The sequence below is a fragment of the Vibrio sp. Y29_XK_CS5 genome (assembly GCF_024181835.1).
Classification (GTDB): Bacteria; Pseudomonadota; Gammaproteobacteria; order Enterobacterales; family Vibrionaceae; genus Vibrio; species Vibrio harveyi.
This window is the reverse complement of record NZ_JAMZAM010000003.1, coordinates 206,654-232,528: the sequence shown is the minus strand read 5'-3', so window position 1 is coordinate 232,528 and position 25,875 is coordinate 206,654. Positions and strand designations below refer to the sequence as shown.

The window sequence follows — 25,875 nt, the reverse complement described above, 5'->3', positions numbered from 1 at the left end:
AAGAAAGCCGAATAAGACATGACGCCAATCATGATCTGTTCACATTATTCTGTTATATTCCTACGTAGATTTTTTACATTAATAGACTATTTACATTAAAGATAAGGGAGATATTCCTATGCGTCGTCCTGTAGTGATGGGTAACTGGAAACTAAACGGTAGCAAAGCAATGGTAACTGAGCTGCTAACTGGTATTAACGCTGAACTTGAAGGCGTTGAAGGTGTTGACGTAGCAGTAGCTCCACCAGCTCTTTACATCGATCTAGCTGAGCGCGTAATCGCTGAAGGCGGTAACAAAGTTATCCTAGGTGCACAAAACACTGACCTAAACAACAGCGGTGCTTTCACTGGCGACATGTCTCCAGAAATGCTGAAAGACTTCGGTGCTTCTCACATCATCATCGGTCACTCAGAGCGTCGTGAATACCACAACGAATCTGACGAGTTCATCGCTAAGAAATTCAACTTCCTAAAAGAAAACGGTCTAACGCCTGTTTTCTGTATCGGTGAATCTGAAGCTCAAAACGAAGCTGGCGAAACTGAAGCAGTATGTGCACGTCAAATCAACGCAGTTATCGACACTTACGGTGTTGAAGCTCTAAACGGCGCAATCATCGCTTACGAACCAATCTGGGCTATCGGTACTGGTAAAGCAGCAACAGCTGAAGATGCACAACGCATCCACGCTTCTATCCGCGCACTAATCGCAGCGAAAGACGAAGCAGTTGCAGCACAAGTAATCATCCAATACGGCGGTTCTGTTAAGCCAGAAAACGCTGAAGCTTACTTCTCACAACCAGACATCGACGGTGCTCTAGTTGGTGGCGCTTCTCTAGACGCTAAGAGCTTCGTAGCTATCGCTAAAGCAGCGGCAGCAGCTAAAGCTTAATTTCGCTTTTTATTAAGCAGTAATAACAAAGGGATGCATCACGCATCCCTTTTTGTTTACTTACGATCTAATGAGTTCTGTCATTCCGAGGAGCCTAAGCGACATCAGGAATCTACTAACCGCACACCCCCAAATCAAACCAGCAAAACAACAGACATAACCTATAAGACTCCCGTCATTCCGAGGAGCTTAAGCGACATCAGGAATCTACTAACCGCACGCACCCAAATCAAACCAACAAAACAACAGACATAACCTATGAGAATCCCGTCATTCCGAGGAGCCTAAGCGACATCAGGAATCTACTAACCGCACGCACCCAAATCAAACCAGCAAAACAACAGACATAACCTATAAAAATCCGGTCATTCCGAGGAGCCTAAGCGACATCAGGAATCTACTAACCGCACGCACCCATATCAAACCAACAAAACAACAGACATAACCTATAAGAATCCCGTCATTCCGAGGAGCCTAAGCGACATCAGGAATCAACTAACCGCATGTGTCAAACCCAAAGTTAAGTAACGAAAAACGCCTTACATCAAAACAAAGAACCTAATCGCACTTCCAGTTATTCCTACTTAATTCCATCCAACCAACGAACTCTATTCACTTACCCTGCACACTGGATTTATAGTTACTGATACTTGTTCAAGGAGGAGCAATCGACATGACAACACCAATATCAGACATCGCCAGTGTGATTCACCATGGTGGAAAACATACCGTCACTGGCTCTTGTCATGAATTGAAACTGCCACACGGCAGCATCTTGATCGATTGTGGACTCTTCCAAGGCAAAGACATCCATTTTGGTAATCGCAAGGCATCACTGGATATTGAATTTCCGGTTAAACACATCAAAGCATTAGTCCTGACTCATGCTCATATCGACCATATTGGACGCCTACCTTGGTTACTGGCTGCTGGATTTAAAGGTCCTATTTACTGCACCAAAGCAACAGCCGAACTAGTACCGCTCATGTTAGAAGATGGATTAAAGCTGCAACTGGGTTTGAACTACCACCAGCGTCAACAAGTCCTCAACGTTATTAAAAAACAGCTAAGACCCCATGACTACCAACAATGGCTGCCACTTTGCAAACAATGTTACCTGCGCTTTCAACCAGCAGGGCACATTCTTGGCTCCGCTTACGTGGAATTCAAACTCCCCAATCATGAAATCATCGTGTTTTCCGGCGATCTAGGTCCGTCCAATACCCCGCTCTTACCCGATCCGAAGCCGCCAAAGCGTGCCGACTATTTGTTCATCGAGTCCACATACGGCAACAAAGAGCATGAAGACATTGCCACTCGAACTGAGCGCTTGAACACCATTATCGATCACGCACTGCAAGACGGTGGTGTAATTCTGATCCCAGCTTTCAGCGTAGGACGTACACAGGAACTGTTATTCGATATTGAACAGCTGATTCACCAACGCGACTTGTCGTCTTCTTTGCCAATTATCCTAGACTCACCACTTGCGAAAAGAGTCACGAAGACCTATCGCCGTTTCAAAAAACTGTGGGGAAAAGAAGCAAAGCAAAAGCTCAACAACCATCGTCATCCCCTCGCTTTTGAACAATGCATTACTGTAGAAAACCATCGAGAACATCAAGCATTAGTGAATCGACTAGCCTCCACCGATGAGCCTGCAATTGTCGTCGCGGCATCCGGTATGTGCGAAGGAGGAAGAATCGTCAATTACTTAAAAGCACTCTTACCTGACGAAAGAAATGATGTGCTGTTTGCGGGCTATCAAGCGCAAGGAACCTTAGGTCGAGAAATCCAATCAGGCAGCCACACGGTGGATATCGATAACCAACCAATCGAAGCCAACGCACAGATCCATACCATCTCTGGATATTCTGCACATGCAGACCAAAGCGATTTATTGAAGTTTGTTACTGGTATTCCAACACAACCAAAAGCCGTGCATTTGATACATGGAGAGAAAGAAGCGAAAAAAGAGTTAGGAGAGAAGTTGGAAGCTGAGGGAATTGAGGTGGTTTATTGACAATAAAGGGGCTCTCACCCCTTTATTTACTACTTGTTATAAAACTCTTTATACCAAGAAACAAACTCTGCAACGCCTTCTTTAACTGTTACTCTTGGTTTGTAACCAGTAGCGGTAAATAGATCTTCTGTATTAGCATAAGTTTGATAAACATCCCCAGGCTGCATTTCGCGGAAGTTTTTCTTCGCTTCTATACCAAGCTCATCTTCAATCGCTTTAACGAAGTCCATCAAGTTGATAGGAGAGCCATGACCAATGTTATAAACCGAATATGGAGCAGAACTGCTTGCTGGAGTTCCAGATTCTACAGTCCAGCTTTCATTTCGAGTTGGTAAGACGTCTGCAATACGAACTACACCTTCAACAATATCATCTACATGGGTGAAGTCTCTCCACATATCACCATTATTATTGATATCGATAGTATCGCCATCAAGAATTTTCTTAGTGAAAATAAATGGGGCCATGTCCGGACGCCCCCAAGAACCATACACTGTGAAAAAGCGCAATCCTGTTGTTGGGATGTCATACAGATGAGAATAGCTATGAGCCATTAACTCGTTAGACTTTTTCGTTGCTGCATAAAGTGATACTGGATGGTCAACACTATCTGAAGTAGCAAAAGGAACTTTTGCATTAAGCCCATACACTGAGCTCGAAGATGCATATACCAGATGGCTTACTTTGTTTTGACGGCATCCCTCAAGAATATTTAGGTGCCCAACCAAGTTTGAGTCCGCATAAGCGTGTGGGTTTTCTAGTGAATAACGTACCCCAGCTTGGGCAGCTAAATGGATAACGCGATCAAACTTCTCAGTTGCAAACAACTGCTCCATCGCTCCACGATCTGCAATATCCACACTTACAAATTTGAACAGTGGATTTTCAATACGAGCGAGTCGAGCATGTTTTAGATTCACATCGTAGTAATCATTTAGATTATCGATACCCACAACTTCATGCCCTGCAGCATTAAGCTTCTCCGCTGTTGCACTACCAATAAAACCAGCAGCACCAGTTACTAAGTATTTCATAATTAACCGATTCCTAAAGAAACAAAAGCCAGTCAAATAAGACTGGCTTAACCTAAGCAAGTGTGAGGTTAGTCACTACCAAATAGATCACGTGTATAAACTTTTTCAGCTACATCCGCTAACTCTTCGACCATGCGGTTAGAGACAATCACATCCGAACATTTTTTGAATTCATTCAGATCTTTCACAACACGTGAATGGAAAAACTCAGCATCTTGAAGCACAGGTTCATAAACGACAACTTCTATACCCTTTGCTTTAATACGCTTCATAATGCCTTGAATTGAAGACGCACGAAAGTTGTCTGACCCAGCTTTCATGATCAAACGATATACGCCTACTACTTTGGGCTGGCGTTTAATGATCGAATCTGCAATAAAGTCTTTTCGTGTACGGTTAGCATCAACGATAGCACCAATAATATTGTTTGGAACTTCTTGATAGTTTGCTAAAAGCTGTTTGGTATCCTTTGGTAAGCAGTAGCCGCCGTAGCCGAAAGATGGGTTGTTGTAATGATTACCAATGCGAGGATCTAAACCAACACCTTCAATGATCTGACGAGTATCTAAACCGTGAGCTTCTGCGTAAGAATCCAGCTCATTAAAGTATGCTACACGCATAGCAAGATAGGTATTCGAGAAGAGTTTTACTGCCTCAGCTTCTGTCGAGTCTGTAAATAAGACTTGGATATCTTCTTTTACAGCCCCCTCGACCAGCAAGCGAGCAAATACTTCCGCACGTTCGCTGCGTTCACCAACAATGATACGTGAAGGGTGAAGGTTATCGTAAAGCGCTTTGCCCTCTCGTAAGAACTCTGGGGAGAAAATGACATTTTCACATCCCAACTCTTCTTTGATTCGAGCGGTATAGCCAACAGGAACAGTTGACTTAATCACCATAACTGCTTCAGGGTTAATTGACATAACATCTTTAATCACGGCCTCAACAGAAGATGTATTAAAGTAATTAGTTTGTGGGTCATAATCAGTAGGCGTTGCAATCACAACATAATCTGCAGATAAATAAGCCTTTTCCTTATCCGTAGTCGCAACAAAATTTAACTCTTTGTGCGCCAAAAAGTGTTCAATTTCAGTATCAACAATCGGCGACTTGCGCTGGTTAAGTAAGTCAACCTTCTCAGAAATGATGTCTAGAGCGATCACCTCGTGATTCTGGGCTAACAGCATAGCGTTAGAAAGCCCTACATAGCCAGTCCCAGCAACTGCGATTTTCATGGGTTAATCCTTCATTTATTTTTGGCAGAGGATACCAAAATGCAAAAAAATGAGCGAGGACAACGACTTCCACAATAAGCAGAATAACCTAACAGAAGGAGTTCGGCTGTCCTTAAATTCTATTTAATTGTTCAATAAACTTACCTAAGTTCAGAGATTAAGATTGACTTATAAATTTTATAGAGTCTGAATAATCAACTTCAGATTGGTTATGGTTCCAAACTAAGTCGCCAATACCATCTGTAGGATTAAAGCCTGTTGGAGCATTCAATAGTAATGTACGAATGTTTTCGTGATCCATACTATGACAGGCAAAATCAAGTTCATTCAACAATAGGTCGTATTCTTCCAGAGGTAAATGCACCTCATGAGCCGTCATGATTCGTTCATGCGCCGTCTGCTTTACATTGTCACCAATGAGTAGTTCTTCATAAAGTTTTTCACCAGGACGAAGTCCTGAGAATTGAATCTCGATATCACCATGAGGGTTAACTTCAGATTTTACTTCAAGACCAGATAACTGAATGAGATTACTTGCTAAGTCTGTAATTTTTACTGACTCACCCATGTCTAAAACAAATACATCGCCTCCTTTACCCATTGCTCCAGCTTGAATAACTAGCTGTGCAGCTTCAGGAATGGTCATGAAGAAACGAGTGATCTCTGGGTGAGTCACGGTTACTGGCCCGCCTGATGCGATTTGCTTTTTAAACACAGGAATCACGGAGCCTGAAGAGCCGAGGACGTTGCCAAATCGTACCATGCAGAATCGAGTGCCATTTGGTTTTGCATTTTCTTGATCAGCAAGAGCCTGCAGACCAAGTTCTGCCATGCGTTTAGTTGTCCCCATCACGTTAGTAGGACGGACGGCTTTATCTGTAGAGATTAATACAAATGATTCAACACCGGCTTTAATCGCCGCGCACGCAGTATAATAAGTCCCATAGATATTATTACGCACACCCTCAATTACGTTAAATTCGACTAATGGAACGTGTTTATATGCTGCTGCGTGATATACCGTTTGGACTTTAAAAGAAGACATTGTCGTTTCTAGACGATGTTGACGCTGAACAGAACCCAACAAAGGAATAATGTCGCAAGTGAGCCCTTTTTCAATCTTAAGTTGATTTAGTTCGCGATCAATTTGATATAGACCAAACTCAGACAATTCAAATAAAATAATAGACTTAGGTGACTGTTCCACAATTTGACGACACAATTCAGAGCCAATAGAACCACCTGCACCTGTCACCATAACCACTTTGTCTTTGATATTAGCTTCTAACAACACTTGTTGAGGCGCTACTGGGTCACGCCCTAGCAAGTCCTCAATTGCGACATCCTTAAGCTCATCAATTTTGGCTTTCCCAGAAACAATGTCTGTCATATCTGGGACTGTGAGTACTTCAACAGGTAACTTAGCTAATTCGTCTAGAATGACCTTACGACGTGAACGCTTAGCACTTGGCACAGCTAGTAAAACTTGAGAAACGTCATATTTATTGATGATAGGCATTGCATCTTCAATGGCAATAACAGGTAAACCCAATATCATGGTGTTGCAAAGAGTTGAGTCACCATCAATAAATGCTCTTACACGGTAGTCTCCACTACTTCTTAATGCCATCGCTAACTGCCGACCGCCCGATCCCGCCCCATAAATTAGAACTTCTTTACTCTGCGTTGAATAGCTTTGAGCAATCAAAGATCGAACAATAACACGGGGACCTCCACAGAAAAGAGCAAGAAATGCACCATAAATGATAGGAACTGTCCTAGGAAACGGGTCACTCATGTAGAAACTAAGGGCAGCTACGAGCGTAGCAGAAATGACCGCACCAGCTGTCACTACAAATAAAGCTTGAAAAGTAAGATAACGAAGAACTGCTCTGTAGAGCCCTAAGCGAGCAAAAACAGCAATCGTGACAATTGTCACTGCAATTTGAATCCCCCAGACAACAGGATAAGTAAAATAATTGGTTTCTCCAGAACGAACTAAGATTGCCAAATGAAAAGCCATGAAGATCAACATAATATCAATCAGAACACTGACAATTCTTTTGTTAGTCCGCGAAAGTTGCCATATAAATTGTAGACGTTGCATAGTATTTCTATTTGTTAGTAGCATTCATAATAATTTAAAGTGTAAGTAAAACATCCACATTTACACTATTATCTCCATTAGAATGTTAATTTCATGGTTCACTTTAGGTTACTTGTCATACAAACTCGATGAGCAAACAAGGAGCTTAGCATTAAAGCCCCTTAATATGTCTACTGACCTATTTTTGCGCCAGCAACAAAATCTCTCGTATGACTTGACAGGTCTTATCAACCTCTTGCTCTGTCAAGGTTGGATGAACTAAAAACATCAAACTAGTTTCGCCCAATTTAACAGCGTTTTTCAAGCGCTCAACTGGGCGCCAAGGCGTACCATCAAATGCTCTTTCCAGATACACTTCAGAGCAACTACCTTGATAAGCAGGGACACCACGTTCAAGAATAGCTTCAATAATGCCATCTCGGGTCCACCCTTCAGCAAGGTTTTCGGGCTCCACAAACAAATAATGCTTATATTCTGCATGCTCACAATATTCCGGCACTTCAACTCGACGAACCACTGTTAAATCTGCAACGGCCTCATCTATTTTTTCGGCATTCGCTTGACGCAAAGCAGTCCATTTATTCATACGCGTTAGCTGGATACGACCAATCACTGCCTGCAGTTCAGTCATTCTCCAATTGGTACCAAAGGTTTCATGTAACCAACGGAAGCCCGGCGAATGTTCGCGGTTATAGATAGCATCAAAACTCTTACCATGATCTTTGTAAGACCACATAGCTGACCACAATGCTTTATCATTAGTTGTAACCATGCCCCCCTCACCACCTGTTGTCATGATCTTATCTTGACAGAAAGACCAAGCACCAATATGCCCAATAGTGCCAACACTACGACCTTTATATTTAGCGCCATGAGCTTGAGCACAATCTTCTATGACGTAAAACCCATACTGCTCAGATAATGCCATGATGGCATCCATCTCTGCTGGCATGCCAGCAAGGTGTACCACAATAACTGCTTTTGTTTTTGATGTGAGTACTGCTTTTATTGATTCCGCACTAATTGCTTGGCTGTTTAAATCCACATCAGCGAAAACAGGTGAAGCTCCCGACGTTACAATCGATGATGCCGAAGCAAGAAAAGTTCTTGGTGTGGTTATGACCTCATCCCCGTCACCAATTCCCAGAGCCCTCAATGCCACATCTAGTGCAAGCGTCCCGTTACCGAGAGCAACTGCATATTCGCAACCAACCCACGTTGCAAACTCTTTTTCAAACTCTCGACACTCGCTACCTGTCCAGTAGTTAACTTTGTTTGACAGCAGCACGCGGCTGACTGCATCAGCTTCTTCTCGGGAAAAAGAAGGCCATGGAGAAAATGGTGTATTAAGCACGATGCCACCTAATAAATTTTATTGTTTTGATTTAATAAGTTTATGAGCAGGAGAGCCCACAACTACTTGAGAGCTAGTAATATTGTTTATAACAGTTGAACCACAACCAACAATCGTATCATGACCGATGACAATCAGTTGCTTAATTTGGCTACCGATCCCAATCCAAGAATTTTCGCCTATTTCAACCCCACCAGCCAAGTTTACACCAGGGCTAATGTGTACGCCATCTGCGAGATTACAATCGTGGTCGATAGTGCATGCTGTGTTGATGATACAACTCATTCCTATATTACTAAAAGCGTTAATTACAGCATTCGCCATCACTACAGTCCCAACTCCAATATTAGCGTATTTGCTTATTACAGCACTAGGATGAGCAACAACGCTAAAGTAAGCCCCTGCAAGGCTTAGTTCTCGCTGTTTACTAATGCGGATAGCATTATGACCTATAGCAATTATAGTAAGATCATACTCTTTCGCCCTACGTAAAAGTGTATTGGTATCGCCTAGTACTTTCCAGTGAGCGACAGAAGTAAGGTTAGGCCATTGATCATCAAAAAATGTAATTTCGTTATAACCGTTTAGTTCTGCTATTTCAGCAACAACTTTACCATGACCACTAGCGCCCAAAATTGCACAACGTTTCATTACTTATCACGCTCTCGGTGCTCTTGACCTGTAAAAGGCTCAATAGTCGCATGGCCATCTGCAGATATACCTTCTTTTACTAATACTTTCTTAACAGTCAAAAAAATAATTTTTATATCTAGCCAAAAAGACTGATTTTCCACATACCAAACATCGAGCTTAAACTTCTCTTCCCAACTGATTGCATTACGCCCGTTAACTTGCGCCCAACCAGTTACCCCAGGACGAACATTATGACGCCTTGATTGTTCTTTGCTATAAAGCGGTAAGTATTGCATGAGTAATGGACGAGGCCCAACCAAGCTCATTTCCCCTTTTAACACATTCCATAGTTCTGGGAGTTCATCTAAGCTACTATTTCTCAGCTTATCGCCAAAGGGAGTCATACGCTCAGAATCAGGAAGTGGACTCCCTTGTTGATCCACCGCATCCTTCATAGTACGAAACTTGACCATTTCAAAAGGTTTACCATTTAAGCCTGGACGCGTTTGACGGAACAAAACTGGAGAACCAAGGTTTTTACGAATCTTCCAAGCAACTAGCACAATAATAGGAGAAAGAGTAATTAATGCTACAAAAGACAAGACAACGTCTAACATTCTTTTCACAAGACCTCCTTAAAAACCGAAATAAAACGTTCCACACCTTTTTTTAAAGACAACTCTTCATAATAGAAATGTTTTGCATTCTTTTTCATCTTCTCAAGCTCTAACGGGGATTTACAAACCACGGAATTAATCGCATCAGCTAAAGACTCTGGATTGTTAGGCTTACATGTTACTCCAGCTTCAGATTGTTCAATTAAATCAGCAGCATCACCACTTACTCCCATAATGATCGGTTTACCGATTGCCAAATTCGCTTGTGTTCTAGAAGGAATAGTGATCCTAAATAGTTCTTCGTCGTTTAAATGCACTAGAAGCATATCCGCATCATTTAGCAGGCTCCCTACCTGGTTCATTGGTACTCTTGGTAGAAAGAAAGTATTCGTTAACTTCTTGTCTTGACTTATTTGAACAGCATCTTTCTTGGCAACACCATCACCAACAAAAACAACATTGACATCAATTTCCTTTTTCATGAGAATTTCTGCCGCATCTAAAATTGCAGGTAGCCCTTGTGCCAAACCTAAATTCCCAGCAAAAACCAGATTTAACTTCCCATTAGATGGTAAGCTTACTTTGCATTTTTCATAATTATTTAATGCAGGCTCATTACACCAATTATATATAACTTCTATTTTACTATCTGGTACACCTCTCGAGACCAAACGCTTTTTAAAGCCCGGCGATAAAACTACTATTTTTGATGCGCGCTTGTAAACAAACTTACAGACCAAACTAATAATTTTTAAAGCCTTTTTATTATTCAACATTCCTGTTGCTGCTAAAGTATCTGGCCATAAGTCTTGGATATCTATAACGAAAGGAGTCCGCTTAAAAATCCCCAACAATGCAGCAGAAATACTTGTGGTTAAAGGTGGATGATAACTATAAATAACATCGACACTTCGTACTTTAAGCAAACCAATAATTGTCGAACTAACAGAAAATGATAGATAGTTTAGTATACGCTTGATTGCTGAAGAGTCATGACTAGGATACAGAGGCGCTCTATGTATTGTAAATCCATCTAATACTTCTTTCTGGTAAGGTAAGATTTTATAGCCATCATAAACTTTCCCTCCGGGATAGTTAGGAAAACCAGTTAAAATCTCTACTTCGTGACCTTGCCTTCTCAACTCTTGGGCGAAAAGCAATCCTTTAAATGTAGGTTCTGGTTCAAACCATTGCGTTAATAATAATATTTTCATTTTGGTTATTATAGTTAAGGGCTTGTAATAGTGTATACAAGCCCCATTTGAAATTAATATTCTTTCCAAACAACTCGTTTTACATAGTCAGTATATGAATGAATAATACGTACCACTTTATCAGAGACGTTTGGCATTGAATAATCGTAAACTTGACGTAGTTGTCGTTCTTCGCCTCTAGATTGAGACTCTAAAACACCTAACGCCTGCATTACTCGTTCTACACCCAAGCCAACCATCATTACTGAAGCTTCCTCCATACCTTCAGGGCGTTCATGAGCTTCACGCATATTTAATGCAGGGAAGTTCATAATTGACGATTCTTCGTTAATAGTACCACTATCAGAAAGAACCGCTTTCGCGTGTTTTTGCAAATGGTTATAGTCATGAAAACCTAAAGGTTTTAATAATCGAATATTTGGGTGGAACTCAAGACCTTGAGCTTCAATACGATTACGAGTACGCGGATGAGTAGAAACTATAACTGGAAGATCATAGTGACTTGCAACCGTATTTAACGTCTCTGCTAACTTTGCTAGTTGCTTAGGTGAGTCAACATTTTCTTCTCGGTGAGCGCTAACTACAAAAAACTGCTCTTTCTGTAAACCAAGTCGCGAAAGTACGTTTGAGTTATCGATTTGAGGCATGTAGTGGTTTAACACCTCAAACATTGGACTGCCCGTTTTAATAACGCGATCAGCTGGAAGCCCTTCCGCTAACAAGTAATCACGAGCAATCGCGCTGTAAGTAAGATTAATGTCTGCGGTATGATCGACAATACGGCGGTTGGTCTCTTCAGGGACTCGCTGATCGAAACAGCGATTGCCTGCCTCCATATGAAAGATAGGCACCTTACGGCGTTTCGCTGGAATGGCAGAAATACAAGAGTTGGTGTCACCTAAGACCAACATAGCTTCCGGCTTTATCTCTGCCAACACTTCATCCACTTTGATAATGACCTGACCAATGGTTTCAGCAGCGTTCTTGCCAGCTGCATTAAGAAAGTAATCCGGCTTACGGACCCCTAAGTCGTTAAAGAATACTTCATTAAGCTCGAAGTCATAATTCTGACCGGTGTGCACTAGAATATGCTCACAATGCTCATCCAATTTTGCCAACACACGAGACAGACGAATAATCTCAGGGCGTGTGCCAACCACCGACATGACTTTTAATTTCTTCATTTTTGTTTCTCTTCAAGGTTTACAGTGGGAACGCAAAGGTATCTGGCGCTTCTCGGTCAAAAATCTCATTTGCCCAAAGCATAACGATCATCTCTTCTTCGCCAATATTCGTGATGTCATGTGACCAACCTGGCACTGTCTCGACGATTTGAGGAGCGCAGCCTTCTGTCTCCAACTCATAGCGCTCACCCGTCCCGATGTGCTCAAACTTAAAGCGAGCTTTACCCTTTAAGACAAGGAACTTTTCATTCTTGCTGTGGTGATAGTGCCCACCTCGAGTTATCCCAGGGTGCGCGGTAAAGAAAGAAAATTGGCCTGCCTGCTTTGTTTTTAGCATCTCGCTAAACACACCACGCTCATCACCATAACTTGGGATGGTATAGCTAAATTGCTCAGGCGACATATAGCTTAAGTAAGTCGAGTATAATGCACGAACCAATCCTGTCCCCACATCTTCCGTGACTAAGTTATCTCGACTCTCTTTAAAAGCTCGCAGTAAATCTGCAACCTCACCAACTGTGGTTGGGTACTCCGGTGAAACGACTTTAGCCCCGCTCGGCTCAGTACCATCAAGTAAAGCAATTAAGCTACGACAAACGTCATCGATATAAACAAGCGTTACTGAAGCTTTAGGGTCGTTGATGGTAATATCTAGATCATTGAGTGTGTTGTAACAGAAAGTGGCAACAAATGAGTTGTAGTTTGGGCGGCACCATTTCCCAAATACGTTAGGAAAACGGTAGATATAAAAAGACGCACCGCTCTCGTGTCCATAGAGCTCAACACTCTGCTCTGCAGAGCGTTTGCTCTGTCCATACGCATTGTCTTGAAGAGCTTGAGTGGAAGAACTCACCACAAGAGGCGTCTTTCGGCCACTGGCTTTCAGTTGCTCCACAACAAAGTCAGTAAAATCGGCGTTGCCCTCTTGGAATTCCGCTTCTGTTTTTGGGCGATTAATTCCGGCTAAGTGATAAACAAAGTCAGCTTCTGCTAACGCGTGAGTCGTTTGCTCACTTGTGGTATCACGGTCAATTTCAACAAGGTCTTCATAACCATGTTCGCGAAGCATGACACAAAGGTTTTTTCCAATGAAACCTTTTGCTCCTGTTACAACAATCTTCATTTATACACCCTCTGGTACGACCAAGCTTCCCGACTCGATATCGCCAATAAAGTCAAGCTTACGCAATAGTTCAACCATACCTTCTACATCTAAACGCTCTGTATTATGAGAATTGTAGTCCTCAATAAGTGACAGATCTTTTTCACCTTCTTCATTGTATTTTGAGTAGTTAAGGTCTCGATTATCTGATGGGATGCGGTAATAGTTACCTTGATCTTGAGCTACAAACATTTCCTCACGGCTACACAATGCTTCGTACAACTTCTCGCCATGTCGAGTACCAATGATATTCACTTGGTGACCTGACTTATCTGTAATCTGTAACAAAGCATTAACCAACACTTCAATCGTTGCCGCTGGTGCCTTTTGCACAAAAATATCACCATTTGTACCATTCTCGAATGCATGAAGGACTAAATCAACAGCATCGTTAAGAGTCATCATAAAGCGAGTCATATTAGGGTCAGTAATTGTAATCGGTTGACCATTAATAATTTGACGTAAAAACAATGGAATAACGGAACCTCGAGACGCCATAACATTACCATATCGAGTCGCCGATATTACCGTTTTATCTGGGTCAACATTACGTGATTTTGCAACGATGACTTTTTCCATCATTGCTTTAGAAATACCCATAGCATTTATAGGATAAACAGCTTTATCTGTGCTTAAGCAAACTACACGTCTAACTTCGTTTTGTATAGCTGCTTCTAAAACGTTTTCTGTACCTAATACATTAGTCTTAACAGCTTCCATAGGATGAAACTCACAAGAAGGTACTTGTTTTAGCGCAGCCGCATGATAGATGTAATCAACACCGCGAGTAGCATTGAGAATACTTTGATAATCACGAACATCACCAATATAAAACTTAAGTTTATCGCTGTTATATTTTTTACGCATATCATCTTGCTTTTTCTCATCGCGAGAGAATATACGAATCTCCTTAATATTTGTTTCTAAGAAACGATCTAAAACGGCATTACCAAATGAGCCAGTACCGCCCGTGATCAATAGAACTTTATTATTAAACATCATCAGGCACCCCTTCAATTATCGATGTTATTTTTGAAAACCTATCTTTTTGTGAACCATAGATAGAAAGTTTTTTACACCTACCACTTTCATATTTTTTTGAATCATGTAAATTTGATGCAATGTGAATAATTTTTTCCACAAAATCCTGCTCTGAGTTAACATCGTAATAGTATGCCGCATCACCACATATGTCTTGAGTAAAATCGAGTTTAGGTACTAGTAAAGGCATCCTAGTAGCCATAGCCTCAATATATGTTGTAGAGAAAACTTCTAAAACACTAGGTTGAAGAACAATATCATATGATAAAAATAGTTTTAAAGCATCAGAATGCTTATATGGACCTAAATTATGTATATAATTTCTATTAACCGGCACACTAGAAACTCTCTCAAAGTCGTTGGGATTAATAGTAAGAAAAAAATCGATTCGGATTGAAGATCTATCATTCACAACTTCGGATAATTTAGCTATCCTTTCTAGATCCTTATGCTTATAATAGGCAGAAGGAATTATGACTTTAACTTTAGAATTGTGCTTTTTTGGAATAAAATTTTTAGATTCATTGTAATAATCTAAGAATTCTTTAGATATTGAATTATAAACAACAAATATTTTACCTTCTGGTATACCAATCTTTTCCATTGCATTTTTAGAGGCATGAGTCTGACATATAAATGCATTTGCTTTGGATATATAAAATTTTTGATATTTAGTATGTAACCATCTTGAAAATTTTTTAAGCGGATTCCCAATTAGAGCCTTAGCATACTTATTAGCTCCAAGTATATATGGATTACTACACCCCATAATATGATAGCTTTCGAAGTTAACATAAGCAGGTCCTGCAGAAGTATAGATGACTTGTGGTTTCAGCTCCTGCGCTTTTTTTTTAATCTCACATCTCGCTGTAAAGCTTCTAGCTGGCGTTTTAAAAACAGAAACTTTATTTTTATCGATAAAACCTTCTACTTGATTATAAACTTCATAACTAAGAAAAAAATAATAATTTGCTACTCTTTCTTCATCCGAATGCAATTCTCTAATAAAATTAACTGCATTTTGAACTGCACCACCAACAATATTAGTAGTACAATTAAAAACTATCATCCAACATGCCTCTAATAAAATTATTTAATTTGTTACTATGACACTTAATATCAAATGAATCACTCCATAATTTCTTGCGAGAATAAATGTCACTCTTTAAACGCTCCAACTCTTTAACCTCTTGACTAGTAATTACCTCTTCTGACCCTGAATATAAATACCCCACATTACCAATATAAGTACTTATATCACCGACATCATTTGTAATCACTGGAGTATCAAAAGATATAGCTTCAACAAACTTGGAAGGAAAACCTGCCCAAGCGTATCTTTTATCTTCACGAAAAAATACGACAAAGTCGACGCAACTATAGTAGTTATAAATAACGTCCATCGATACTCGACCAAAGAAGTTCACATTAGAATCAATCTGTGTGTCAGGATAAATGCCCTTAAATTCTTCTTCAGTCATTCCGAACACACTTAATCTAACGTTACATTCATTTGAGAGCTTTTTAGAGAATAATAGAATATCATCAACTCTATCTTTTTTACCCGGAGAACCTGCATACATCAAATGTAATGAGTCATCATTAATTTTATTTTTCACCTTAAACTCATCGGAAACAGGAGGAAACTTATAAGACATTCCAAATTTAGAATAATAATCATCCAAAAACGTCGATATAGTCCATCGATACTTAAACAAACGATAGATAACCCGCATTCTTAGTCCATTTTCTAAAGATGGAAGTGAATATCGCCCACCAGGAAGGTGAGTAGAATCATACCATTCAGTAATGTCGAGAATAATCTTAAATTTATATATCTTAGATAAGAACAACATCATCAAACAGTATAGCGAAGGTGGATTATACAAAATAACCAAATCACTAGTAGTAAACTCAGATTTAAAATTTTTAATCGATTTAAATCCTAAAAATACATAATCTTTAATCTTTTCAATAAAGTTTCTATTGCTGCTAAATACAAGATCATGGGAATTTAAAACCTTATACTCAAATTTGTCAGAATCACTTTCACTTCCCCAGTTAATAATTGTTAAGTTGTAATTCTTAGACAGCATATCAGCTATTATCTTAGCTCTTTTCCCCGCGGCATCATTATCGGGAAATCTAAACGCGCCAGTATAAGTTATTTTATTTTTTTGCATAATAAAACCCGTAATAGAATGAGATAAGTGTAATGATCGGTAAAAAGTTAATCAAATACCTAGGGCTAACACTAGGGTTTAACAACCAAACTAAAAAGAAAGATAAAATACAAGACATTAACACTCGCAAACGGTCGTCATTCATACTGCGATTGTAATTTAAAAATGCTAAAACAAAATAAGGAACTGAATATAAGAATAATAAAAGTTGAGGTAAATCTTTTATTCTTGACACATCTAACTTATCACCAACAATAAAGTCAAAAGATAGTAAATAGCCATAAAAATATTGGATTACTCTTAAAGGGTTTAGTAAGAAAGAACCTACATAGTAATTATAGTTCAAATAATAAACCCAATAACTCAAGCCATCAGATAGAGTTTCCTCTGATATAAACATTCCTTGATATTTCGCAAAAAAACCATTAACTAAAGCGAAAAAAGTATATATAAAAAATAACCAAACCGTGTATTTTTTAGTTTTAAAGAATGAGAAAAACCCCAACACTACAAAAAAAACTGGAAGCTGAATTCGAACAAAAACAGATAACAAAGCTAAAACAAAAAAAGACTTTTTCCTTCCCTTTACAGCAAATTCAACCCCCTTCAATATAATAAATATAGTAAATATGTCTTTATTAATTAATTGAGCAAAATATATTAAGCTTGAAAAGAGAAAGAAACTAAACACATAATAATATGGCAATCCTAACAATTTAATGATTTTTTTATATGTGATAAAACAAGCTAATATTAAAAAACAATTAACCCACAAAGAAAGGACATCATATTTTAAATCCAACCCAAAATAGACAAAAATTTCGGAAATAGAGCTGTATATAAAAGCGATACCGAAATTATTATTAAACCCTATATTCTCTATCCCTCTAGAGATATTATTTGCTTCTCTAACATAAACATAGTTATCGTGAGTATTGGTAGGGTACAAATACCCTTCAACAGGTTCATAATCAAAAGGCATATTATATGAAAAAGTAAAAAAATAAACCACTATAACTATAACAAGAACCTGTAAGCCAACAATATTCAAAGGAGCTAATCGATTAATTTTCATTATTTACCTTTCAATGAAATCATTATTGACCATTTTTCTAATAAAGCACTCTACAAAAATAACTTTCAATGCATATAAACTCACAACAAAAATTAAAAAATCTTGTGGTTCTTTTAGAGAAAGAAGGGAAACTGTAATATAAAACACAAGCAGATAAGTCAATTCAATTATTAATAAATAACTTTGTTTCTTCTTAACTCTATACAGAACACGATACGGCACCACGTATAGAAACATAATACACAATATTGAAATATATTTTGAATAAACAACGGCCTCTTTCCATTCATAACCAAATAATACATCAAAAACGAGAGGAGACAATACATACCCAAAGAAAAGCAACGGTAAGAATAATATTTTTACTGCATGATTGTATACACCTCCCGCCGTTAATTTTTTATCATGGGGGCGAAAGCGGCTAAGATCTCGAAGTAAGACTTGCGCAATAGCACTAGAGATTAATACAACCAAAGGCCAATATATCCTACTCACAACAGAATATTGACCTCCATAGTAATCTCCAAAGTAATAGACAATCCCCATCATAGGCAACCAATATATAAGCGTACTAGTTGCTTCTTGTAAGCTACCAAATAAAGTATATTGGCGATTAGACCAGATTTCTTTTAGATTTAACCTATGAAATTTTAAATTTAAAATAGAATAATTTTTACCATACTTAATATTTTCAAACATTAATGATATTGCTAGTATAGTTTCACCAACAATTAACCCATATATGAGGCCATTTATTTCATCATTGCTAATTAAAATCAATTGAGAAGATATTAATGCGAGAACCCTAAATAGAGCACAACTAGAAACAAGATTATATTTTTCTCTAGCAATTGCAACACCTCTAAAAAAGTTATTAGCTGACATCAATATTGCTAGTAAAAAAAACTGGTTTACAAAAATCCACGTTTCATTGGAAGCAAAAATAAAAGTACAGATAGATACGAGAAAAAAACACACAACTCCTAGGGTCGAAACAAGAGTATACCCACCAAAAATAGAGTCAATATCATCTTCTTTGTCAGTTGCAACGATTGCAACATTAAGTTGCAATGACAGAAAAATGCAAAGAACACTTGAATAAGCAATAACCTGAGCCAATTCTCCGAATTCTATCGGGGAGTAATGGTTAGTAAGAATTGGTATAAATAATAACTGTAAACCTTGCGCGGAACCATTGCCAAGCATGATTTTTAATACTTTTTTGACCATCTTCTCAATGCCTAGCCATATAAACTTTAACTAATTTTTATTTCTAAAAACAAATACCAATAATACAACTGAAAGGCTGAAGACAAATCCTAAAATAGTTGAAAGGAAGCAAATCAAAGCTCTTTTAGGTCCATATTTTACTTCAGGGGCAACAGCAGGGTCTATTGTCTTAAACACAAACTCTTGTTGCACTTCAGCAAGCATAAGACTTTTAGTCTGCTCTTCAATAAGCTTATAGAAGGTACTTTGCATATCTGCAACCGCAGTTTTTTGTAACTGAGTATTCAAGTAAGTCAAGTTTTGGGATGTTTCTTTAATTGTGCGCTCACGCATCACTTTATTAATATCATCAATCAGCCAATTTACCCATTGTTGTGCTAAATAAGGAGAGTAACTTTTAACAGACACAGTATATAAACCACTCTCTTTGTCTTGGCTAATACTCAATACTTCTTTACTGAACACTTCAAACGCTTCTTGTGCCGTTGGTGTTGCACCACGCAAGCCATCTGGTTCGCGCAGCCACTCACCTGTACTAGGGTTATATAACTCTTCATCTAAGATGAGTTTGTTATTAACTAAATCCCAACCTTTTGCAGCTATTAGTGGTACAAGTAAATCATGTTTGTTAATGAATGCTTCTATAAACTGACGAGACTTCATAACCTGAACGGCTAAATCTGTTTGAGAAGATTCCCCTGCACCCAAGTTAACACCTGCTAGTGCCGCAAGACCACCTAACTGACCAGCCATTTTCGAGAGACCACCACCATTTGAGCTCTCTGCTGGCGCTAGTAATGCATCGGATTTGTATATATCCGGTAAGTTCAATGCATAAAATACGGAGCCTATAGCAAATACAAATGTGGTTGCGATTATGAGCCATTTGCCTTTCCATAACGCTTTGAAAAGTTCACGTAGATCAATTTCATCGTCTGTGGACTGGGGGTGGGGTGGGTATGGTAGATAATTTGGATGGGGTTCTTTTTGTGGTTCCATGGGTCTTTAATCCTAAGCTCTGAAGTTCGTTATATTGGACTCAGAGATTGGTGAAATTTGGTAGATTGTTCTCCGACTTTCAAAACAAAACCGCGCTGTGACAAGATTCCTAGTCTCGCTTCGGCTCGCTGGAATGACGGGCTACGGCTGAATAATGCCACTATTGGTGTGCAGAGTAGTATTTGCCGTTTTGATTAATAATGTTCATAAAACTGAGCTTATGTAACTTCAATCGTTACATAAGCTCTTACTATTATTACATTTCTAATCTTGTTTTAAGCTGATTGGAGTGATCTTGTCGTTCCTTATTTCAACGCGTTGATCGCTACACCTGTTTGGTAAAGGATTTGCGTAGCCGCAGTCCAAGTACTTAATGCATCACGGTAATCGGTATCAATTGGTACAACAATCGTATCGCCAGCTTTTAGCTCTTCATGATTATTACCAAACCAGTAGCCTGATGTTGGTTTGTAAACCGAGCCGTCTGCGCGCACAACGAAGATACGGTCTTCATCCGCTTGTTTTTTCGCACCGCCGGCTTTGTTCAAGTAATCATCCACATCTAGCTTGTTATCCAGCAGATATGTAATTGGAACTTGAACTTCACCCATGATCGAAACCGTGTTGCGGAAGGTCGGTACAAATAGGAAGTCACCGTCTTCTAACATAAAGTCCGCAGAACGCTCGTCTTTAAGGATACGATTAAGCTGTACGACCATACGACCAAGAGCTTTGCTGCGACTTGCTTCTTCAACAAACTTCAGTGTTTTATCAGGGTCTGAAATTACCGAGCCCATATTGCTGTCTGCGCGGAAGGTTTTCTTAGCGGTTTCTGCTCGCATATCTGCAGCATATTGGTTTAATAGCTTTTGCTCTTGAAGGCGCAATGCTTCACGAGTAAAGATAGCCCCTTGCGGATGTGCGAATTCGGTTAAACCACCTGCACGCTCTAACAGCTCACCTAAGGTCTCACCTTGGCGGACGGTATAAGTACCAGGGAAGCGAACCTCACCTTGCAATGTTACCGTGCTTTGTAGTTTGACGTTTGGCTTCTCCAGAATATTCAAACGGTCTCTGCCAACAATAATGGCATCGTCAGCGGTGCTACCCTGAATGGCATGGCGCAAATCAATACGCTCAACATCAATAGAAGCGCGCTCATCTTTACTGTTAATTACCGTACGTGCTAACTCGGCGTTGATGGTAAATGCGTTATAAGTTAAGCCACCCGCAGCCTCAATTAAGGTAGAAATCGTCATACGTGGGGTGATTGGGTAACGCCCAGGGTGCTTTACCTCACCAAAGACTTCTGCAATTTGAGGAGCCAAACCCAAACGCGATTGCTGTTGAAGTTGCAGCAACACAGGTGCTAGCAAGGTTCTTCGTGTGTTTTGCTTTAATGCTTCAAAATCGTCTTTAGTGATTTCTTTACCACGGAACACGATCTTTGGTTGCTTTGAATCTTTTTCTAGTGGCGTCGCAGAAGACACCGCCACTGATGAGCTCATTACTTCTTGCTCTTTCAACTGTTCTTGTTGCGCTTGAAGTTGAGCTTGTTCTAAGGTTTTCGCTTTGGTAACGGTTTCTTGATCCGCTAATGTATCCAAATCTTCGTTATTGAAGCGGTTAAATACCAAGACTCGATCGCGAGAGTTGAGCTTCAAGTTATCTTTACTCGTTGGAGAAAGAATCGCATTTGCAAGGTTAACTTGGTACACCTCGATATCGCGTTGAGGGTTAATCTCACGCACAACAATGGCGTAGCTTACATCTGCAGTAGAGTTAAATGAGGTATCAACGGATTGGAATAAATCTGCAATACGTAGACCGCTCTTCCACTCAATAAAGCCCGGATGGCGTACATCGCCTTCAATTTGTACGTAACGTGTCAGCTCTTCATTTTTCTTAAGCACATTAACCGCATCACCATCTTTGACTTTAGTTTGTTGATCATGTGACTGACTAAAGTTCAGTGTTAAGGCATCGCGAGCACCTTTTGCGGCGTAACGCTTCACTTCGATTTGATCGCTGTATGCGCTAGCCGTAAAGCCACCCGCCATTTGAATGGCTTGTTTATAGGTTTCGCCTGGTTTGATTTCATAGATTGCCGGACGGTTTACTTCACCATCGATTGAAATCGTATTACCCAATGCACCGATGAAGACCACGTCTCCTGGTAACAAGCGGATGTCGTTACGCGCATCACCTTTAAGTAGCAGGTCGTACATATCCAGTTTACGAACTACCTGACCATTGCGCTTAAGTTGCACGTTACGAAGGGCACCACTCTCACTAAAGCCACCGCTATAATAAATCGCTTGAGAAATCGTGGTTAGAGCACTCACCGTGTAAGCACCTGGCTTGTAGGCATCACCCATAACAAAAACTTGCATGGTACGCATTTCACCTAACGAAATATCACTGCGAACCCCGATCATTTGCTCTTTTACACGCTGGTTTAAAGAATCACGCACATCAGAGAATGTCATGCCGGCCACTTGAACAGGACCAAGAGAAGGGAAATTAATGATACCAGCGCGATTAACACGGAGACGATGCGTCGTATTCTCTTTACCAAAAAGTTGGATAACGATTTCATCACCAGCTCCTACCGTGTAGTCAGCCGGAACAGGCACGTCACTGATTGGCGCAAACGTCGTCGGTGAACCCGCAAATAAGTCCAAACCAAAACGCTTTAGACCTTGTTGGTCTTTTTCGGCGTCGTTTACTTTTGCTTCAGTCGCGCTGCTAGCAACCGGACGTTGTTCAACCACTTGAGGATTTTGGTAACTGCTTGGCTGAGACGAAGCGCCGGATGGAATAGAGATACCATACTTACTCGCCAGTGCTTGTTGCTGGTCTGCAGGTAAGTTCTGAAACATCTGAATTTGTTCTGGGGTTGGAGTCTGCGCATTAGTAAGCGGCGCAAATAGGCTTGCCAGAATGCAAGCACCTATCGAGAAATATCCTTTGAGCATGATAATTCGCTATTTAAAGTCAGGAGTTAAAAATCCTAGCAACAAAACTAGGCGCTAGGTCTTTAATTAAAATCGGTGTTGAAAGCCAAGAGTAAGTGCGTTCAAACGAACCTGATCTTCAGATGTACTGTCAACAAACTCAAAGACAACCGCATTCTGCTTGTCTAAAGCGTAATGCATCCCTAAACCAAAGCTAAAACCTTGATCTTTATTTGAGCCTACATTTTGTTGGTTGATCTGAACACTCGAATAACCGGCAAGTCCGTAAAGGGCGATACGTTCGGAGACGGGCATGTTCAACTTAATAAAGCCACTCGTGAGGCTGTCTACTGCCAGTCCGCTGTCTCGTTGTACAGAAGTTCCGTAACGCGCTTCAAAAGCGAGGTAATCATTGAAAAAGTAACCAGCTTGCGCTTGGAGAAGGAAAGGGGTTCCCTCGGTTACCGAAGAAGAGGAATGATGAAATTCGGCGTTAGAGTAACTGACTAACGCACCAGCATAAAAATCTGCTGAGGCAGAAAATGAGCACAAGCCTAAGCTGATTGCACTCAACGCCCCTAGCCATGGTCGTTTATTAATCACGTAAGTGTTCCTTGGGTGTCGACTGACCGCTGCACATTATGAATGACGCGCGCAGTGAATGTCGGTTAACTTTTGTCAATTTCGTTTGTGCGTTTCCACGCTACCGCCCGGCGGCATTACGCGTTAGCCACTGTTCGCTGATTCCCGATTCATTCGGTTTATTGATATAACTATTCTTTTTAAGCCTCACTTTTGCGACTAGCCGTTCAAAAAAACAGTCTTGATAAACGCTACACAAAAGCTGGCAAATTATGCATGGATTAGCGCAAAACGGCAAGAGGGAGGGACTTCGAAGAGTTCTGTTTATGGTTTGCAAATTCTCACAGATGAGAAACTCATTGACTGTCAGCGACTTAAAACAAGACATACAAAGAGTCGCGTTGAATAAAAATCGTGAACGCTGAGGTGACTTCAACTTAAGTATTTTTATTAAATACTATAATCACACCTAAGCAACCCTCTATTCTTCCACGATCTTTCTTTAGCGTTAGGTAAATTCGCATAGGAAACTATTTACATGCTGATTGTTTTTTAACTAAAATGAGAAATGGTATGTGATAAACAGACCAAACATCGATGTTTTAAAATCTGAAATACAAGGATTAATAATGAAGAACACAGCTCTAGCTATTCTTATGGCTCTAAGCGCGTCAACTGCATTTGCAGCGACTGAAGCTGGTACTACCGGTACAGCAGCAGCATCTGCAACTGGCACAACTGCAGTAGCAGTAGGTGCAGCAGCAGCAGTAACTGTAGTAGCAGTTGCAGCGTCAGACAGCGATTCTACTTCTACTTCTACTTCAGGCTCAGGTTCAGGTACTAATCCACAATAGCCTAATTAAGTTCTAAGTAAAGTCATCGCCCTGAATACTCAGGGCGATTTTATTTGTTATGAGGGAATGATGAACACCTTTCTATCGCTAAAATGGATGCGCTTACTTATTGCTCTACCTTTACTGAGCTCAATCTTCGGCTGTACACAAAAATTTAATGACGTATCCGCGACAGTCCAAGAAGCTTATGGCAACTACATCGATGTCGAGCTAACTCCAGAAGAAGTTGAAGCTGTCCCTTATGCCAGTGCTTACTTAAAAATTGGTGATCAAAAACAGGTCTTCGTAGTGTTGGCCTTTGCTGAACAAAACCCATTAACTGGCAATACCCAATTAAAGTGGGTAAGTGCAGACAAGGCAATGGTGGTAACAGAGAATGGTCATATCGTTAAAACCATTGGTTTGCAAACCACCAATCTAGCAGGCATTTATGGCAACGTTCCTGCCTACTCAGCGCCCTCTGTGCAATATTCTCTTTCTTACGATTGGGCTGACAAATACCGTTATGGGTTCCCGGCTAAAGTCCAACGTTCTCGTCAAGGTAAAGAAACCGTCATAACCCCTATTTCATCTACCTCTACTGATGTTTATACAGAAGTGGTAACGTTTACCAGCTTAGAAAAAACTGTAGAGAACCAATACTGGGTAAACGGTAAAGGAGAAGTAGTGAAAACACGTCAACACTTAGGTCCAAACATGGTGCCTGTTGAATTGACGATTCTGAAAGGGTACAGCAAATCATGAATAAGCGACTGCTATCTTTATTAAGCCTAAGTTTAACGGCAACGATTCTGGCGACACCTACTATCGTTCAAGCTCAAAATCTCACCCCATCATCGCTCAATGTAGAACTTGTCGGAACAGGAAAAACATTGCAGTTCCAACGAGCAGCACGATTAGAGAGCGTACTTAAGCATGCACAAGAACAACAAGTCGCCCTACAATATCCTTTAGCCGTGACTCTATTTGATAATTCCGAAACTGCAGTGCAAGAAAGTACTGCCTTAAAGAATTCGGTGCTGAACCAAATGATTCAACACAATTTAGTTGCGCACCCATTTTACAAGTTTATCCAACAAAGCCAGTTTGCACCTCGCGTGCTGTCAGACATTGATGTTGATCGCATTCGTCTAGATAAATTTGATAACCCTCTTTTACAAGGTCAACTTACGTTAAGTGCTCCAAAACGTGAAGAAAAAGTATTGTATGTGGGTAACTTGGAAAAAGTCTACGCAGTAGAAAACCAAGCGGGTATCGCTCTGCATGAACAGGTCAAGAATCTAGGTTCAAGTGATATTGGTGAGCTCGCCTATCCGCCAATCCTAATTTACCCGGATGGCAAGGTCGTTCATCCTCACCATGGCAGTTGGTTAACCACTCAATATTACTTACCACCACTTACCATGGTGTACATCCCATTTGATGAATTCGAAACGTCACAAATGGATAAAGATATTGTCGCTCTGCTTGCACAACGTAAACCAACCTCATCGAAGAACTAA

The 25,875-nt window shown here is 40.1% G+C and carries 22 protein-coding genes; 5 read left to right on the top strand and 17 right to left on the bottom strand.

Annotated features, from left to right (window positions below; all coding sequences use genetic code 11):
* The first annotated feature begins 118 nt into the window (after positions 1–118).
* Together tpiA and NL647_RS14965 are read left to right on the top strand one after the other, a co-directional pair.
* On the top strand, positions 119–889 hold the full coding sequence (tpiA, locus tag NL647_RS14970) for a triose-phosphate isomerase (RefSeq protein WP_005428123.1): 771 nt from the start codon (positions 119–121) through the stop codon (positions 887–889).
* Positions 890–1,562: 673 nt separating this feature from the next.
* On the top strand, positions 1,563–2,912 hold the full coding sequence (locus NL647_RS14965; RefSeq protein ID WP_253650359.1) for an MBL fold metallo-hydrolase RNA specificity domain-containing protein: 1,350 nt from the start codon (positions 1,563–1,565) through the stop codon (positions 2,910–2,912).
* A 29-nt stretch (positions 2,913–2,941) separates the two neighbouring features.
* Here NL647_RS14965 and NL647_RS14960 read toward each other — a convergent pair whose 3' ends face one another.
* The 17 genes from NL647_RS14960 to NL647_RS14880 form a co-directional block, all read right to left on the bottom strand.
* Positions 2,942–3,946, bottom strand: a complete 1,005-nt coding sequence (locus tag NL647_RS14960; protein WP_253650358.1) for an NAD-dependent epimerase — start codon at positions 3,944–3,946, stop codon at positions 2,942–2,944.
* A gap of 68 nt (positions 3,947–4,014) precedes the next feature.
* Complete coding sequence (locus tag NL647_RS14955; protein WP_253650357.1) at positions 4,015–5,181, bottom strand: nucleotide sugar dehydrogenase; 1,167 nt, start codon at positions 5,179–5,181, stop codon at positions 4,015–4,017.
* Between the two features lie 157 nt (positions 5,182–5,338).
* On the bottom strand, positions 5,339–7,288 hold the full coding sequence (locus NL647_RS14950; RefSeq protein ID WP_253650356.1) for a nucleoside-diphosphate sugar epimerase/dehydratase: 1,950 nt from the start codon (positions 7,286–7,288) through the stop codon (positions 5,339–5,341).
* Positions 7,289–7,466: 178 nt separating this feature from the next.
* The gene (locus tag NL647_RS14945) at positions 7,467–8,642 is read right to left on the bottom strand and encodes a DegT/DnrJ/EryC1/StrS aminotransferase family protein (protein ID WP_053301951.1); all 1,176 of its coding nucleotides are present in this window, start codon (positions 8,640–8,642) and stop codon (positions 7,467–7,469) included.
* 18 nt (positions 8,643–8,660) lie between these two features.
* A complete protein-coding gene (locus NL647_RS14940) occupies positions 8,661–9,293 on the bottom strand; it encodes an acetyltransferase (protein WP_053301952.1) in 633 nt (210 codons plus the stop codon).
* A complete protein-coding gene (locus tag NL647_RS14935) occupies positions 9,293–9,901 on the bottom strand; it encodes a sugar transferase (protein WP_053301953.1) in 609 nt (202 codons plus the stop codon). Before NL647_RS14935 ends, NL647_RS14940 begins: the two co-directional genes overlap by 1 nt.
* On the bottom strand, positions 9,898–11,106 hold the full coding sequence (locus NL647_RS14930; protein ID WP_029788859.1) for a glycosyltransferase family 4 protein: 1,209 nt from the start codon (positions 11,104–11,106) through the stop codon (positions 9,898–9,900). Before NL647_RS14930 ends, NL647_RS14935 begins: the two co-directional genes overlap by 4 nt.
* 53 nt (positions 11,107–11,159) lie before the next feature.
* Positions 11,160–12,290: a non-hydrolyzing UDP-N-acetylglucosamine 2-epimerase gene (gene wecB, locus NL647_RS14925; protein ID WP_025540060.1), complete on the bottom strand. Its 1,131-nt coding sequence runs from the start codon at positions 12,288–12,290 to the stop codon at positions 11,160–11,162.
* Positions 12,291–12,309: 19 nt separating this feature from the next.
* Positions 12,310–13,413 carry a capsular polysaccharide biosynthesis protein CapF gene (locus tag NL647_RS14920; RefSeq protein WP_029788860.1) on the bottom strand — a complete coding sequence of 368 codons (1,104 nt, stop codon included), beginning with the start codon at positions 13,411–13,413 and terminating at the stop codon, positions 12,310–12,312.
* Positions 13,414–14,451: a polysaccharide biosynthesis protein gene (locus NL647_RS14915; protein WP_053301983.1), complete on the bottom strand. Its 1,038-nt coding sequence runs from the start codon at positions 14,449–14,451 to the stop codon at positions 13,414–13,416.
* A complete protein-coding gene (locus tag NL647_RS14910) occupies positions 14,444–15,562 on the bottom strand; it encodes a glycosyltransferase (protein WP_053301954.1) in 1,119 nt (372 codons plus the stop codon). Before NL647_RS14910 ends, NL647_RS14915 begins: the two co-directional genes overlap by 8 nt.
* Positions 15,549–16,676 (bottom strand): glycosyltransferase, encoded by a 1,128-nt coding sequence (locus NL647_RS14905; protein ID WP_053301955.1) that lies wholly within the window; start codon positions 16,674–16,676, stop codon positions 15,549–15,551. The genes NL647_RS14910 and NL647_RS14905 overlap by 14 nt, the downstream gene beginning before the upstream one ends.
* A complete protein-coding gene (locus NL647_RS14900) occupies positions 16,663–17,751 on the bottom strand; it encodes a hypothetical protein (protein ID WP_253650355.1) in 1,089 nt (362 codons plus the stop codon). Before NL647_RS14900 ends, NL647_RS14905 begins: the two co-directional genes overlap by 14 nt.
* Before the next feature lie 3 nt (positions 17,752–17,754).
* Positions 17,755–18,981 (bottom strand): lipopolysaccharide biosynthesis protein, encoded by a 1,227-nt coding sequence (locus NL647_RS14895; RefSeq protein WP_253650354.1) that lies wholly within the window; start codon positions 18,979–18,981, stop codon positions 17,755–17,757.
* Between the two features lie 30 nt (positions 18,982–19,011).
* On the bottom strand, positions 19,012–19,980 hold the full coding sequence (locus tag NL647_RS14890) for a Wzz/FepE/Etk N-terminal domain-containing protein (RefSeq protein ID WP_053301958.1): 969 nt from the start codon (positions 19,978–19,980) through the stop codon (positions 19,012–19,014).
* 305 nt (positions 19,981–20,285) lie between these two features.
* Complete coding sequence (locus NL647_RS14885) at positions 20,286–22,958, bottom strand: SLBB domain-containing protein (RefSeq protein ID WP_053301959.1); 2,673 nt, start codon at positions 22,956–22,958, stop codon at positions 20,286–20,288.
* 66 nt (positions 22,959–23,024) lie between these two features.
* On the bottom strand, positions 23,025–23,540 hold the full coding sequence (locus tag NL647_RS14880) for a porin family protein (RefSeq protein ID WP_053301960.1): 516 nt from the start codon (positions 23,538–23,540) through the stop codon (positions 23,025–23,027).
* Between the two features lie 608 nt (positions 23,541–24,148).
* Between NL647_RS14880 and NL647_RS14875 the strand changes: the two genes are divergently transcribed.
* The 3 genes from NL647_RS14875 (at position 24,149) to NL647_RS14865 (ending at position 25,875) form a co-directional block, all read left to right on the top strand.
* Positions 24,149–24,373 (top strand): hypothetical protein, encoded by a 225-nt coding sequence (locus tag NL647_RS14875; RefSeq protein WP_050936820.1) that lies wholly within the window; start codon positions 24,149–24,151, stop codon positions 24,371–24,373.
* A gap of 69 nt (positions 24,374–24,442) precedes the next feature.
* Complete coding sequence (locus NL647_RS14870; RefSeq protein ID WP_053301961.1) at positions 24,443–25,117, top strand: YjbF family lipoprotein; 675 nt, start codon at positions 24,443–24,445, stop codon at positions 25,115–25,117.
* Positions 25,114–25,875: a capsule biosynthesis GfcC family protein gene (locus NL647_RS14865; protein ID WP_050908809.1), complete on the top strand. Its 762-nt coding sequence runs from the start codon at positions 25,114–25,116 to the stop codon at positions 25,873–25,875. The genes NL647_RS14870 and NL647_RS14865 overlap by 4 nt, the downstream gene beginning before the upstream one ends.

Bases quoted from the DNA above. Each gene is read 5' to 3' on its own strand.
- tpiA (WP_005428123.1), top strand. From the start codon at position 119: ATGCGTCGTCCTGTAGTGATGGGTAACTGGAAACTAAACGGTAGCAAA.
- NL647_RS14965 (WP_253650359.1), top strand. From the start codon at position 1,563: ATGACAACACCAATATCAGACATCGCCAGTGTGATTCACCATGGTGGA.
- NL647_RS14960 (WP_253650358.1), bottom strand. From the start codon at position 3,946: ATGAAATACTTAGTAACTGGTGCTGCTGGTTTTATTGGTAGTGCAACA.
- NL647_RS14955 (WP_253650357.1), bottom strand. From the start codon at position 5,181: ATGAAAATCGCAGTTGCTGGGACTGGCTATGTAGGGCTTTCTAACGCT.
- NL647_RS14950 (WP_253650356.1), bottom strand. From the start codon at position 7,288: ATGCAACGTCTACAATTTATATGGCAACTTTCGCGGACTAACAAAAGA.
- NL647_RS14940 (WP_053301952.1), bottom strand. From the start codon at position 9,293: ATGAAACGTTGTGCAATTTTGGGCGCTAGTGGTCATGGTAAAGTTGTT.
- NL647_RS14930 (WP_029788859.1), bottom strand. From the start codon at position 11,106: ATGAAAATATTATTATTAACGCAATGGTTTGAACCAGAACCTACATTT.
- wecB (WP_025540060.1), bottom strand. From the start codon at position 12,290: ATGAAGAAATTAAAAGTCATGTCGGTGGTTGGCACACGCCCTGAGATT.
- NL647_RS14920 (WP_029788860.1), bottom strand. From the start codon at position 13,413: ATGAAGATTGTTGTAACAGGAGCAAAAGGTTTCATTGGAAAAAACCTT.
- NL647_RS14915 (WP_053301983.1), bottom strand. From the start codon at position 14,451: ATGTTTAATAATAAAGTTCTATTGATCACGGGCGGTACTGGCTCATTT.
- NL647_RS14910 (WP_053301954.1), bottom strand. From the start codon at position 15,562: ATGATAGTTTTTAATTGTACTACTAATATTGTTGGTGGTGCAGTTCAA.
- NL647_RS14905 (WP_053301955.1), bottom strand. From the start codon at position 16,676: ATGCAAAAAAATAAAATAACTTATACTGGCGCGTTTAGATTTCCCGAT.
- NL647_RS14900 (WP_253650355.1), bottom strand. From the start codon at position 17,751: ATGAAAATTAATCGATTAGCTCCTTTGAATATTGTTGGCTTACAGGTT.
- NL647_RS14895 (WP_253650354.1), bottom strand. From the start codon at position 18,981: ATGGTCAAAAAAGTATTAAAAATCATGCTTGGCAATGGTTCCGCGCAA.
- NL647_RS14890 (WP_053301958.1), bottom strand. From the start codon at position 19,980: ATGGAACCACAAAAAGAACCCCATCCAAATTATCTACCATACCCACCC.
- NL647_RS14885 (WP_053301959.1), bottom strand. From the start codon at position 22,958: ATGCTCAAAGGATATTTCTCGATAGGTGCTTGCATTCTGGCAAGCCTA.
- NL647_RS14875 (WP_050936820.1), top strand. From the start codon at position 24,149: ATGAAGAACACAGCTCTAGCTATTCTTATGGCTCTAAGCGCGTCAACT.
- NL647_RS14870 (WP_053301961.1), top strand. From the start codon at position 24,443: ATGAACACCTTTCTATCGCTAAAATGGATGCGCTTACTTATTGCTCTA.
- NL647_RS14865 (WP_050908809.1), top strand. From the start codon at position 25,114: ATGAATAAGCGACTGCTATCTTTATTAAGCCTAAGTTTAACGGCAACG.